At 61.2% G+C, this 14423-nt stretch carries 8 protein-coding genes; 2 read left to right on the top strand and 6 right to left on the bottom strand.

From position 1 onward, the window contains the following. Positions 1–47: 47 nt before the first annotated feature. The gene (locus K5K95_RS13030; protein WP_222589758.1) at positions 48–815 is read right to left on the bottom strand and encodes a tetratricopeptide repeat protein; all 768 of its coding nucleotides are present in this window, start codon (positions 813–815) and stop codon (positions 48–50) included. Continuing rightward, positions 812–1492, bottom strand: coding sequence for a Fe2+-dependent dioxygenase (locus tag K5K95_RS13025; RefSeq protein ID WP_222589757.1), 681 nt, complete (start codon positions 1490–1492; stop codon positions 812–814). The genes K5K95_RS13030 and K5K95_RS13025 overlap by 4 nt, the downstream gene beginning before the upstream one ends. A 204-nt stretch (positions 1493–1696) precedes the next feature. Here K5K95_RS13025 and K5K95_RS13020 point away from each other — a divergent pair, with 204 nt between their 5' ends. Both K5K95_RS13020 and K5K95_RS13015 read left to right on the top strand, forming a co-directional pair. Further along, positions 1697–4012, top strand: coding sequence for a TonB-dependent receptor (locus tag K5K95_RS13020; protein ID WP_222589756.1), 2316 nt, complete (start codon positions 1697–1699; stop codon positions 4010–4012). Between the two features lie 233 nt (positions 4013–4245). Further along, complete coding sequence (locus K5K95_RS13015; protein WP_222589755.1) at positions 4246–6774, top strand: PepSY domain-containing protein; 2529 nt, start codon at positions 4246–4248, stop codon at positions 6772–6774. 131 nt (positions 6775–6905) lie between these two features. Here K5K95_RS13015 and K5K95_RS13010 read toward each other — a convergent pair whose 3' ends face one another. From K5K95_RS13010 to ptsP, 4 genes are all read right to left on the bottom strand, one after another. After that, positions 6906–8447 (bottom strand): alkaline phosphatase D family protein, encoded by a 1542-nt coding sequence (locus K5K95_RS13010; protein WP_222589754.1) that lies wholly within the window; start codon positions 8445–8447, stop codon positions 6906–6908. 165 nt (positions 8448–8612) lie between these two features. Then, positions 8613–10352, bottom strand: coding sequence for a PTS fructose-like transporter subunit IIB (locus K5K95_RS13005; protein ID WP_222589753.1), 1740 nt, complete (start codon positions 10350–10352; stop codon positions 8613–8615). Positions 10353–10363: 11 nt separating this feature from the next. Then, a complete protein-coding gene (gene pfkB, locus K5K95_RS13000; protein ID WP_222589752.1) occupies positions 10364–11305 on the bottom strand; it encodes a 1-phosphofructokinase in 942 nt (313 codons plus the stop codon). Further along, the gene (gene ptsP / locus K5K95_RS12995; protein WP_222589751.1) at positions 11305–14166 is read right to left on the bottom strand and encodes a phosphoenolpyruvate--protein phosphotransferase; all 2862 of its coding nucleotides are present in this window, start codon (positions 14164–14166) and stop codon (positions 11305–11307) included. The genes pfkB and ptsP overlap by 1 nt, the downstream gene beginning before the upstream one ends. Between the last annotated feature and the right edge of the window lie 257 nt (positions 14167–14423).

Raw genomic sequence — 14423 nt, 5'->3', positions numbered from 1 at the left:
AGCGTGGGAACGATCTTTGACGTGTCATGGGCTTTTTTGTGCCTGCGTTACAGCGGTGTCAGTTGCCGCTCAAGCTCGATAACACGGTGGGCATATTCGGGTGCCAGCGTGCGAAATTGAGGATTCTCTGCGTTTGCCAGGCTCTTGCTCGCCACTCGCAGGAAATTCAGATTTCCACCAGCCAATGCCTTACGCAACCAGATCAGCGCCTCTTCGGCACTCCCCGCCTCGGCCAGCACAGCGGCATAACTGAACTGCCCACGAAAATCGCCGCCAACTGCCGAGCGTCGATACCAGTCACGCGCAGCTTGCGGATCCGCCGGACAGACCCGTCCTTCTTCCAGATACCGCCCCAACAGGTTCATCGACTTCGCATGGCCCAGTTCGGCGGCGAGGCGATAAAGATGCAGCGCTTGCGCCTGATCCTCCATCACCCCACGCCCCGTCGCCAGCAGGTTGGCGTAGTTGTACATCGCCCAATCCAGCCCGGCGTCGGCGGCCATTCGATAATGCCCCGCGGCAACCGATGCATCAGCGGCACAACCCCAGCCATGTTCATGACAACGACCGAGCATGTTGCGCGCCATCAAGTGGCCGCGCTGGGCGGCAATCTCGAACCAGCGCAACGCCAGCGGTTGATCCTGCGCGATGCCCTGCCCGTCCAGCAGGATCTGTCCGAGCAGCGCCTGAGCTTCGAGTACGTTTTCACGGGCGGCGATCAGAATCGCCTGGGCTGCGCGTGCGGGGCTTTCCTCGAGCATGGCTTTGAGACGATCACCGTCGAGGACTTCCTCGCGGCGCAATTGGAAACTCATACGTCGACCCAGCGGCGCAACAAGTTGTGATAAGTGCCGGTGAGGCGAATCAGTGAAGGATGATCCGGCATGTCCTTCGTCAGTTGCTGGATCGCGCCATCCATCTCGAACAGCAAGGCGCGCTGGCTGTCTTCCCGCACCAGGCTTTGGGTCCAGAAGAAAGAGGCGTAGCGCGTGCCGCGCGTCACGGCATTGACCTTGTGCAGGCTGGTGCCGGGATACAGGACCATGTCACCGGCCGGCAACTTCACGCGCTGGGTGCCGAAGGTGTCCTGGATTTCCAGTTCACCGCCGTCGTAATCCTCAGGCTCGCTGAAAAACAACGTGGCAGACAGATCGGTGCGCACGCGCTCGATGCTGTTTTTCGGCTGGCGCACCGCGTTATCGATATGGAAGTCGAAACTGCCACCGGCCGTGTAACAGTTCAGCAATGGTGGGAAGACTTTGTGCGGTAACGCGGCGGACATGAACAGCGGATTCTTCCACAGCCGCTCAAGCAGCGCCGCGCCCACCTCCTTGGCCAGTGGATGACCTTCGGGCAACTGCAGATTGTGCTTGGCCTTGGCCGACTGGTAGCCGGCGGTGATTTTGCCGTCGGCCCAGTCCGCCTGCTCCAGAGCCTCGCGGATGCGCTGCACTTCTTCTTTCGCGAACACGCCGGGAATGTGCAGCAGCATGGGATGGCACCTGAGAACAAAGAGGCGTCAATGGTATTGATTCTTATTGCCCGTGTAAAACCCCATGACGAACGAGCCCGCCAAAACCGTAAGGTCAAAGTGTAAAGAATGTAAATTCGATGCAAATAGTAACGTTTCGCAATTGATACAAATACTTGTTTACCCTATATTCCGCGGCCTCAAATCCTTGGGAGGGGAATTCACATGTCACGCCAACAATCACAATTACCGGTCAGTTCACCGCGTTTGCTCGCGTCAGCAATTGGCGTGGCGATCACTGCCGGCTCTGCGGGCCACATGGTTTTCGCGGCTGAACAAACCAACGAAAAAGCACCGGGCAATTCGATTTCCCTTGGCGCCACCGCCATCACTGGCGAAGCCCAGGATGCGACTTCCTACAACGTCGAAAAAGCCTCCTCGCCCAAGTACACCGCACCGCTGGTGGACACGCCGCGTTCGGTCACCGTTATCCCGCAACAAGTCCTCAAGGACACCGGCGCACTCAATATGCAGGACGCGCTGCGCACCGTTCCGGGCATCACCTTCGGTGCCGGTGAAGGTGGCAACCCACAAGGCGACCGTCCGTTCATTCGCGGTTTCGACGCCCAGGGCGATACTTATCTCGATGGCGTGCGCGACACCGGCTCGCAAAGCCGCGAGATCTTCGCGGTCGAGTCGATCGAAGTCAGCAAAGGCCCGAACTCGGCCATTGGCGGCCGTGGAGCGGCGGGTGGCAGCATCAACCTGGTGAGCAAGAAGGCGCATCTGGGCGACTCGTTCGACGGCGGATTTACCTGGGGTTCGGACCAGACCCAGCGTTACACGATGGACGGCAACTACCAGTTCAGCGATAGCGCCGCTGGCCGTCTGAACCTGATGAGCCACGAAAGCAACGTCGCCGGCCGTGACAAAGTCGATTACGACCGCTGGGGCGTCGCGCCGTCGCTGGTGTTCGGCCTGGGCACCGACACCCGGGTCAACCTCGATTACTACCACCTGGAAAGCAACGACACGCCAGACTCGGGCATTCCTTACACCATTCCTGTCGCAGGTTCGGCCGCCCGTACCAAATCGAACCCGGACAAGCCTTTTGCCGGCGGTAACGACAGCAATTTCTATGGCCTGGATCGCGATTTCCGCAAGGGCCGCACCGACACGGCGACCTTCGCCATCGAGCACGACCTCAACGACGCGCTGACCGTCAAAAACACCTTGCGCCATGGCACCAGCATGCAGGATTACATCCTGACCCAGCCGGACGACAGCAAGGGCAACGTCAACAACGGCAGCGTCTGGCGTCGGGCCAACACCCGCGTCAGCAACACCGAGACCACTACCAACCAGACGGATCTGTTCGGTGACGTCTACATCGCCGGGTTCAAGAACAGCTTCGCCACCGGTATCGAGTTGAGCCACGAGGAAAGCCGCAAGTCCTCGTACAACGTCAACACCGACACCACGCCGGCCACGGCGGCTGTGACAACCAACTGCAGTCCGGCGCTCATCGGTGCACCGAGCGGCTACAACTGCACGTCGCTGTCCAACCCGACCCCGAACGACCCATGGAACGGTGCAATCTCACGCAACTACGCCGGTACCGACACCAAAGCCAACACTTATGCGTTGTATGTGTTCGACACCCTGGAATTGTCCGAGCAGTGGCTGGTGAACATGGGTCTGCGTTACGACCATTTCGACACCGACTACAAAACCTTCAACGGCTCCAGCGTGACCACGTCCAAGGGCGATGACACCAGCGAGTTCGTGACCGGTCAGTTCGGCGTGGTCTACAAGCCCGCAGAAAACGGCAGCATCTATGCGTCCTATGCCACCTCCGCCACGCCACCGGGCAACACCCTGGGCGAAGGTCAGGAAGGCAACCCGCTGGGCGGCACGCCGGACCGCAACGGCAACTTGCTGAAAAGCGACATGGAACCGGAAACCACCAAGAACTACGAAATCGGTACCAAGTGGGATCTGTTGAACGATCGTCTGTCGCTGACCGCCGATATCTTCCGCACCGAGAAAGACAACGCCCGCGTTCAAGTCGACACCACGTCCTATGAAAACGCCGGCAAAACCCGCGTTCAGGGCGTCGAACTGTCGGCCAGCGGCAAGATCACCGACAAATGGCAAGTGTTCGCCGGTTACGCCTACATGGACAGCGAGCAAGTCGATGGCGGCCCGCTGGGCGCAGTCAACGATGGCAACGAACTGCCTAACACGCCGAAAAACAGCGCCAGCCTGTGGACCACTTATCAGGTCACACCGAAGCTGACGATCGGCGGCGGTGCGTTCTACGTCGACGATGTATTCGGCAGCGTGGCCAACACCACCATGGTTGATTCCTATGTTCGTTACGACGCGATGGCCGCCTACAAGCTGAGCAAAAACATCGACCTGCAACTGAACGTGCAAAACCTGACCGACGAAACCTATTACGACAAAGCCTTCTCGACCCACTTCGCCAATCAGGCGGCGGGCCGTACGGCATTGCTGAGTACTAACTTCCACTTCTAAAAAATTTGGGAGCGAGCCTGCTCGCGATGAGGGCGCCACATTCACCATTTGTGTTGGCTGACCCACCGCATTCGCGAGCAGGCTCGCTCCCACAAGGAGTGGCTGGCAATTAAAGGTCAGGCCCCGTTCATCTATATGACCGGGGCTTTTGTACGTAAAAAAGAATGCTTCTCGACCACCCACGGCATAATGCGCGCCGTGATGACAATTATCGAACGAACAAGGCGAGCGAAGTGTTGAAGAAAACCCTGTTCCAGTTGCACTGGTTTTTCGGCATCAGTGCCGGGCTGGTCCTGGCCCTGATGGGCATCACCGGGGCGACGGTATCGTTTCAGGATGAAATCCTGAGCGTGCTGAACCCTTCTGTGTTGCAGGTCGAGAAGCAGGTTGCCGGCGTGCTGCCCCCAGTCGAACTGGTCGAGCGCATCGAAGCCGCTTCCGGTAAAAAAGTCGCCATGCTCAGTGTCGAGACCGACAGCGGCACCGCAGCCAAGGTGTTCTTCACCCCTCCGCCCGGCGAACGCCGTGGCGAGATGCGTTATTTCGACCCGTATACCGCCGAGTTCATGGGCGATGCCACCGGGCAAGGCTTCTTCGGCTTCATGCTGCAACTGCACCGCTTTCTCGCCATGGGCGATACCGGTCGGCAAATCACCGGCGCGTGCACGCTGATCCTGGTGTTCTTCTGCCTCTCGGGCCTGTACCTGCGCTGGCCACGCCAGTGGAAAAACTGGCGTACCTGGCTAACCCTCGACTGGAAGAAAAAGGGCCGCAGCTTCAACTGGGACCTGCACTCGGTGGCCGGTACGTGGTGCATGGTGTTTTACCTGTTGGCGGCGCTGACCGGATTGTCTTGGTCCTATGAGTGGTACAACAAAGGCCTGACCCGACTGCTTTCCGACGCCCCGCAAAACGAGCGCATGCGCGGCGGGCGTGGTCCTGCGCCAAGCGGTCCGGCGCCGACCGCCGATTACGCGTTGATGTGGAGCAGCATCTACAGCGCTGCCGGTCCGGCACTCAGTGCCTATAACATCCGCATGCCGCCAGTGGCCGGGCAACCCGCCACCGTGTTCTACCTGTTGAAGACCTCGCCGCACAATCGCGCGTTGAACCAGATCACCCTTGATCCGGCCTCTGGCGTGGTCAAACGGATTGAGCGTTACAGCGACAAGAGCCTCAAGGCGCAACTGCTGACCAGCATTTACGCGCTGCATGTGGGCAGCTATTTCGGCATTGTCGGGCGGATCATCATGACAATCAGCGCGCTGACCATGCCGCTGTTTTTCATCACCGGCTGGTTGCTGTACCTCGACCGTCGGCGCAAGAAAAAACAAATCAACGATGCCCGCAAAGGCTTCGCGCAAACCGGCAGCAATACGCCGGCCTGGTTGATCGGCTTCGCCAGCCAAAGCGGGTTTGCCGAGCAGCTGGCGTGGCAAACCGCCGGGCAGTTGCAGGCGGCCGGCGTACCGGTGAAAGTCCAGCCGCTGGCGAATGTCAGCGAACAGGATTTGCGTGAGTCCAGCAATGCATTGTTCGTGGTCAGCACGTTCGGCGACGGCGAAGCACCGGACAGTGCCCGCGGTTTCGAACGCAAAGTGCTGGGCCGGGCGCCGAGCCTGGAGAGCCTGAACTACGCGGTACTGGGCCTGGGTGATCGCCAGTATCAACACTTCTGCGGCTTCGCCCGACGCCTGCATACCTGGCTGGGCGAACAGGGCGGCAAGACCTTGTTCGCGCCGGTGGAAGTCGACAGCGGCGATCCGTACGCCCTGCGTCACTGGCAACAACAGCTGGGTCTGCTGACCGGACAAACACCGGCCGACACCTGGCAGGCACCGAGCTACGACAACTGGACCCTGACTCGCCGCGAATTGATGAACCCGGACAGCAGCGGCTCGCCGGTGTACTTGCTGGGCCTTGCCGCCCCGACCACCAGCAGCTGGCTGGCCGGTGACCTGGTGGAAGTGCTGCCACGCAACAGTTCATGGGCGATCGAGCATTTCCTTGATGGCCTGGGCATCGAAGGCCGGGCCACGGTGACCTACGATGGCCTGACACAACCTCTGGAGCAGGCCCTGGCGAGTCGCCAATTGCCCGAGAACCGAGCGCATCTGGTCGGCCTGCACGCCCAGGCGCTGTTGGACGCCCTGGTGCCATTGGCCATGCGCGAATACTCCATCGCCTCGATAGCGGCGGACGGCGTGCTGGAACTGATCGTGCGTCAGGAAGTGCATCCCGACGGCAGCCTGGGCGTCGCTTCCGGCTGGCTGACCGAGCATGCGCCAGTGGGCAGCACCCTCAGTATGCGGGTGCGACGTAACAGCGGTTTCCATTTACCGACCGAGCCGGTGCCGATGATTTTGCTGGGCAACGGCACCGGTCTCGCCGGGCTGCGCAGCTTGTTGAAAGCGCGGATTGCCGATGGACAACAACGCCATTGGCTGTTGTTTGGCGAGCGCAACCGCGAACACGATTACCTGTGTCGCGATGAGCTCGAAGAGTGGCTGATCTCGGGGGACATCGAGCGACTGGACCTGGCGTTTTCGCGGGATCAGGCCGAGAAGATCTACGTGCAGGATCGTCTGCGCGAGTCCGCCGAAACGTTGAAGCAATGGCTGGATGAAGGTGCGGTGATCTACATCTGTGGCAGCCTGCAAGGCATGGCTTCAGGGGTGGATCACGTGCTCAACGAAACGCTCGGCATTGAAGAAGTCGACCGGCTGATAGAACAAGGCCGTTACCGCCGTGACGTGTACTGACCCAACACTATCCCTGTGGGAGCGAGCTTGCTCGCGATGACGGCTTAACATTCAATAAATACAGCGGCTGTTACACCGCCATCGCGAGCAGGCTCACTCCCACAGGAGTCTGGGTCTGCTCGCGATTTTTTTCAGACTGGCTGCAACTTCTGCTCAAACACCCCAACCCCATCCAGATCCCGCAACACCACACTCATCTCCCCCGTCTGCCCGTCGATATTCACCTCGCCAAAAAACTGAAACCCGGCAAACGGCGAAGTGTTCTGCGCGGGTGGGGCTTTCTCGAAGACCACCTCGGGGCCAAAGGTTTTATCCAGCGGATTGGGCCCGAAACTCCCTGCATTCAATGGCCCGGCGACAAACTCCCAGAACGGTTCGAAGTCCTGAAAAGCAGCGCGGTCCGGGTGGTAATGATGCGCGGCGCAGTAATGCACATCTGCGGTCAGGAACACAAAATTGCGCACCTGTTGCGCCCGCAAGAAACCCAACAACTCGGCGATTTCCAGTTCACGTCCCTGGGCCGGGCCGGGATCGCCGTTGGCCACCGCTTCCCAGCGCGTCACACCGGGGCTGACTTCGCCGTCCGGCACGCCTAGGCCGACCGGCATGTCGGCGGCAATCACTTTCCATTGCGCGGTGGAGCCTTTCAACGAAGCCTTCAACCAGTCCAGTTGATCGCGACCGAGAAAGGGTTTTTCGCCGCCGAGGTTATCGTCATTGGCCCCTCGATAACTGCGCATGTCCAGCACGAACACATCCAGCAACGGCCCATAGCTGAGCTTGCGATAAATTCGTCCGCCGCCGTCGGCGCTCTGCCGGCGCATCGGTGCATATTCCAGCCAGGCTTGCCGCGCACGGCCCACCAGGCTGTGGATATCCTTGCTTTGGTAGCGCCCGTCGAGTTGTTTGCCCGGCGACCAGTTATTCACCACTTCATGGTCGTCCCACTGCCAGATCTGCGGTACTTCGGCGTTGAAGCGACGGATGTTTTCGTCCATCAGGTTGTAGCGGTAATTGCCACGATATTCATCGAGGGTTTCGGCGACTTTGCTCTTGGCTTCGCTGGTGATATTGCGCCACACACGGCCGCTTTCCGTGGTCAGTTGTGCTGGCACCGGGCCGTCGGCGTAGATGGTGTCGCCGCTGTGGATAAAGAAGTCCGGCAGGCGCAGGCGCATGGCTTCGTAGATGCGCATGCCGCCAATGTCGGGGTTGATGCCGAAGCCTTGGCCGACGGTGTCGCCGCTCCAGACAAAACGGATATCGCGACGGGCTTGCGGCACGCTGCGCAAGTGGCCGAACCAGGGTTCGCTGGCGGCGCCACTCTGGGCATCTTCGAAGGACACGCGATAGAAAATCGCCTGATCGGCGGGCAAGCCGGTGAGCTCCACGCGAGCGGTGAAATCGCTGCGCGCATCGGCCACTGGCGAGACGAGTCGGCGGGGGTTGCCGAACAGGCTGCGGGTGTCCCATTCCACTACCATCCGCGCCGGACGGTCGCTGCGACTCCAGATCATCGCCCGGTCGCCCAGCAAGTCGCCGGACTGCACGCCGTCGGTGAGTTGCGGACGATCCTGGACTGACGCGATCACTGCCGGCGCCAGACCAGGAAGCAACAGGCCGGCGCCGACGGCCTGGATGACGCGGCGGCGGCCAAGATCGAATTCGCTCATGGTGTTCTCCCTGAAAAGGAAAACTTAAACACGCGCGCGTGACGCTGATGTGAAAACGCAATTCCTGTGGGAGCGAGCCTGCTCGCGATTGCGGTGTAACAGTCACCATTTCTGCTGGATGTTAAATCGTCATCGCGAGCAGGCTCACTCCCACAGGGTTGTGTGTCAGGCGTTGACGGGCTCTATTGCCAGCTCGACAACTTCCGGCCGCTTGAGCAGCGCGTACGCCACCGCCGTCAGCAGACTGCCAGCCACAATCGCCAGCAAATACAGCAGCGCATGGTTGATCGCATTCGGGATCGCCAACACAAACAAGCCACCGTGCGGCGCCATCAGTTTGCAGCCGAAATACATCGACAACGCACCGGTCAGCGCACCACCGGCAATGCTCGCCGGAATCACCCGCAGCGGGTCCTTGGCGGCAAACGGAATTGCCCCTTCGGAAATAAAGCACAGCCCCAATACCAGCGCCGCTTTACCTGCCTCGCGCTCGGTTTGGGCAAACTTGCGACGCGCAATGAACGTGGCGATGCCCAGGCCAATCGGCGGCACCATACCAGCGGCCATCGTCGCGGCCATCGGCGCATAACTCTGCGACGCCAGAAGCCCGACCGAGAACGCGTAAGCCGCTTTGTTGATCGGCCCGCCCAGGTCGACGCACATCATGCCGCCCAGCAACACACCCAGCAGAATCGCGTTGGTGGTGCCCATGCTGTCGAGGAAGTGCGTGAGCGCTTCGAGCATGCCCGCCACCGGTTTGCCGACCACGTAGATCATCACCAGACCGGTGAACAGGCTCGCCAGCAACGGGATGATCAGGATCGGTTTCAGCGCCTCAAGACTTTGCGGCAAGCGCGCATATCGATTGATCGCCTGCGCCGCGTAACCGGCGATGAAACCGGCAATGATCCCGCCGATGAAACCGGCACCGAGGGTGCTCGCCAGCAAGCCGCCAATCATCCCCGGCGCCAGGCCCGGACGGTCGGCGATCGAGTAGGCGATGTAACCCGCCAGCAGCGGCACCATCAGCTTGAACGCGGTCTCGCCGCCGATCTGCATCAGCGCCGCCGCCAATGTGCCCGGTTCCTTGAACGCAGTGATGCCGAACACAAAGGACAAGGCGATCATCAAGCCGCCCGCCACCACCATCGGCAACATGAACGACACACCGGTCAGCAAGTGTTTGTAGACGCCGGACTTCTCTTGCTTGGCCGGGCCTTGTGCGCCGCTTGCAGCAGTTTCCTGCTTGCCTTCGGCCAGGGCTTTTTTCAGTGTCGCTTCAGCTTGCTTGAGAGCAATACCCGTGCCGCAGCGGTAAATCTTCTTGCCGGCGAAACGCTCGGTGGCGACTTCGATATCGCAGGCCAGCAACACCACATCGGCATCGGCAATCGCGGCGGCGCTTAATGGATTGCGCGCACCGACCGAGCCCTGGGTTTCGATTTGCAGTTCGTAACCCAGGCGTTTGGCCGCTTGCTGCAAGGCTTCGGCGGCCATGAACGTGTGCGCGACGCCGGTCGGGCAGGCTGTGATCGCCACCAGTCGCGGCGCGTTTTGCACAACGGCAACCGGCTCTGCGACGGCTTCGGGAGCGACGTAAACCTGAGCCTCTTCGGCACCTCGGCGCAGCACCGCTTCGACATCCTGCAGCGCCTGGGCCGGCGTGCTCTGGAAAACGCGCTTGCCGACGAATCGGGACATGTCGACCGGGGCGCTGGTGACCAGCAATACCCACTCGGCGCCCTCGATCGTGGCCGCCGACAATTGGCGTTCCGGGTGCGCCGCATCGTTGACTTCAACGCAGGTGCTCCAGCCCTGACGCTGGGCCGCCGCATCGAGCAAGCGGGCGCACAGCACACTGGTGACCATGCCGTTCGGACAGGCCGTAACAATGGCTAACTTCATGACAAACCCTCTTATTGTTCTGTCAGGGGGCGCACGCGCACACCCTGTTCGAGCTGCGCCAATTGCGCGGCGTCGTTGATGCCGAAACCGATCTGGGTGACCGCCATCGCCGCAATCGCCGTGGCCGTGCGCAGGGTCTGTTCGGGCGTATCGGCGCTGAGCAAACCGTGAAGCATGCCGGCCAATAACGAATCGCCCGCGCCCACCGTACTGGCAACGCTGACCTTGGGCGGCGTGGCGTGCATCGCCGAACCGACGCTGAACCAGTTCACGCCATCGGCACCGTGGGAGATCACCACATGCTCGATGCCTTGAGCGTGCAAACGGCTCGCCGCTTCGGCTTGGGCAGTAACCGAAACCACCTCGCAACCCAGCACTTCGGCCAGCTCTTCGGTGTTCGGCTTGATCAGCCAGGGACCGGCCTTGAGCGCGGCACGCAAGGCTTCGCCACTGGTGTCGAGGGCGACTTTCAAGCCAAGGTTTTTCAACCGTGAAATCAACGCCTGCAGCCACGCGGGACTGATGCCTTGAGGCAGGCTGCCGGCGACGACAACGACTTCATGGCCCGGCGCAATCTGCTCGAGTCGATCGAGCAAAGCTTGTTGCGCGGCCTCATCCACCATCGGCCCGGGACCGTTGATATCAGTGATGCGCCCATCGCTTTCTGCCAGTTTGATGTTGCTGCGTGTCTCGCCGGGAACACGGATAAACGCGTCGACAAAACCACGTTTGGCGAACAGGGTTTCGAACGCTTGCAGGTTCTCTTCACCGAGGAAACCGCTGACGGTGAGCTGATGCCCAAGGTCCGCCAGCACCTGCGCCACGTTCACGCCTTTGCCGGCGGCGTGGGTGTGCATCTCGTCACTGCGATTGACCTGACCTGGAGCCAGCAGCGGCAACTGGACGGTGAGGTCCAGCGCCGGATTGAGGGTCAGGGTTAGAATCTTGGCCATTACAGGGCCTCCACTAATGCGCGAACTTCATTCGCGCTGCCCACGGCCAAGGCCTGCTGGGCGAGAATTCGGGTCTGGGCCAGGCTGAGCTCGCGCACGCGCGCCTTGACCTCGGCGATGCTGCGGCCCGACACGCTGAGTTCATCCACACCCAGACCGACCAGCACCGGCACCGCCAGCGGATCAGCCGCCAACTCGCCGCACACGCCAACCCATTTGCCGTGGGCATGGGCGGCGCGCACGGTGATGTCGATCAGTTGCAGCACCGCCGGGTGCAACCCGTCAGCCTGGGCCGACAAGGTTGGATGACCACGGTCGATGGCCAGGGTGTATTGGGTCAGGTCATTGGTGCCGACGCTGAAAAAGTCGACCTCTTTGGCCAGCACCGGCGCCAACAATGCAGCCGACGGCACTTCAATCATGATCCCCAATTGCAGGTCTGCAACCGGAATTTCCAGACGCAGGCGTTCGGTCATGTCCCGAGCCTGGCGCCACTCATCGACGCTGCCGACCATCGGGAACATGATCCGCAGCGGACGGTTGTCGGCGGCACGCAACAGGGCGCGCAATTGCGCTTCCATGATCTGCGGGCGCTGCAGGGTCAGACGAATGCCGCGCACGCCGAGGAACGGGTTTTCTTCTTTGGCAATCGGCCAATACGGCAGCGGTTTGTCGCCACCGACATCAAGGGTGCGCACCACCAGCGGACGACCGGCCAGGCCATCGAGGACACGACGGTATTCGACTTCCTGAGTCGCTTCGTCCGGCGCTTGCGAATGGGCCATGAAAATCAGTTCGGTGCGCAGCAAGCCGATGCCTTCGGCGCCCTGCTCCACCGCGCTGGTGACACCGGCGCTCTCGCCGATGTTGGCGAACACTTCGACCGCGTGGCCATCGGTGGTCAACGCCGGTTGATGGCGTTGCTCGGCGGCGGCCTTGAGACGTTGTTCGCGGGTATCGCGTTCCTGCGTGGCGCGCTGCAAGGTGGCGGCGTCGGCATCGACGTGCAAGCGACCGCGCTGGCCATCGATCAGCAACGGCGTGCCCGGCGCCAGCAGGAGCACCGCCGCACCAGCACCGACCAGCGCTGGAATACCCAGCGCCCGGGCAACGATCGCACTGTGCGCGGTGGCGCCGCCACGGGCGGTAAGAATGCCGGCGACTCGCGTCGGATCGAGACGCGCCACGTCGGACGGACCGACTTCATCCATCACCAGAATGTACGGTTGCTCTGGCTCGCTCGGGGTTTCGATGCCGCTAAGTTGCGCCAGCACACGACGGCCGATGTCGCGCAAGTCCGCCGCGCGTTCGGCGAGCAGCGCGTCCTGCAAGGATTCCTGTTGTTTGGCCGCTGCTTCAATCACCGCCATCCACGCCGCTTCGGCGCTTTCGCCTTGCTTGAGACGGGTGTCGACTTCATCGGTCAGTTCCGGATCGTCGAGCATTTCCTGGTGGGTAATAAAAATCTCGCGAATGGCCTTCGATTTGCTGCGTTCGATCAACCCTTCGATGTCGCGACGCACGTCGGCCAGCGCCTGTTTGAGACGCTCGCGCTCGATGGCGGCAGACTCACCGCGCAGCGGGTATTCGATGGTTTGCAGCACTTGGATATGTGCCGGACCGATGGCAATTCCCGGCGCAGCGGCGATGGCCTGAATCAGACTGCCGGATTTCGGTGCAAGCAGCACTTCGGCGACATCGGCAAATATTTCACGCTGCTGACTGACCGCCGGCAACGGCTCGACTTCTTCCCCGAGACCTTCCTCGATGGCCGCCAACAGGGCTGGCAACGCGTCGGCGGCGATGCTCGGTTCGGCGACGAATTCAAGCACCTGACCACGACGGGCGCCAAGGCTGAGCAGCTTGCTCAAGCTCTTCACCGACACGGCGCTGTCCTGCCCTTCGACGATGCGTACGCGGATTTCACCTTCGAAACTTTTCGCCAGTTGCGCAAGGATCTTCGCCGGGCGTGCATGCAAGCCATGGGCGTTGGCCAGGGCGATACGAGCGCTTGGCCAATCCGCCGGCAACTCACCGCCCAGCACTTCAAGCACCGCGCGGCTGCTGGTGGCGCGGCCCAATTCGTGGCCGCGACCTTCGATCAGCAACGCACACAGGCGTTCGAGCAGGGCTTGATGCGCCTCGCCGAGGCTGGCCAGGCAAAACAGGCCGCTGAGCGGCTGGCCGAGGTAACGCATCGGCTTGTCCGGGGTGACGAAGGCCAGGCCGGGGCGCTTCACGGTTTGTTCGCTGTGCAACCACCACAAACCATCGCCCAAGGGCAGCGCTTCGACTTGCTGCAAGACGCCGGCGAACCCGTTGCTCACACAATCCGCCTGGCGCAGCAAACGCGCACCGCGCCAGACCAGTTCTTCGAAATCATCGGCGGAAACACCGAGGCCGATCATCTGTGCATCCAGCGCCAGCTCCTGCGGCGCACCTTGCAACAGTTTCAGCAAGGCTTCGGCGGTGCTGGCGCGCCGCAGGGCCTGACCCAGATCGGTCTCGCCCAGGGCGCGTGTCAGCAGTTGCAGCAAACGCAGGTGTTCGTCTGACTTGGCGGCAATACCAATCGCCAGGTAAACAATCTGACCATCGCCCCAGTCCACGCCGTCGGGGAACTGCATCAGGCGCACGCCGGTGGAAAACACCTGATCGCGGGTATCCGGGGTACCGTGGGGGATGGCAATACCTTGACCGAGAAAGGTCGAACCCTGGGCTTCGCGCGCCTGCAAACCGGCGAGATAACCCTCGGCAACCAATCCATCGGCAACCAGATGTTGGGCCAGCAAGTGCAACGCTGCGGACTTATCCACAGCCGATTGGCCCATGGAAATCTGCTCTATGGTGAGCTCGAGCATGCTTTCTCCTTTTTGGCGCCTGTGGGCGCCAGGTATTGTTTTGAATGATTCAGCTTAGGCGCTTGGTCATGACTTTTGGCGGTTTCGCGGCAGAACCGTCCAAATGCACCTATAACGTAGAAAATACGCTTGCTGAATCGTTTAATCTAGAATGATTGGCACGTTACTCGATAATGTCTCATCCTTGAAGTCCAACTTGTCGGATACGTTGCGACAATGGTCACCTGTCCGAATCGGGTAGGATTGTCAAAAATGTC

It is taken from the genome of Pseudomonas sp. DR48, assembly GCF_019823085.1.
In the GTDB taxonomy this organism is placed as follows: Bacteria; Pseudomonadota; Gammaproteobacteria; order Pseudomonadales; family Pseudomonadaceae; genus Aquipseudomonas.
This window is presented reverse-complemented; position numbering and strand designations above follow the sequence as displayed.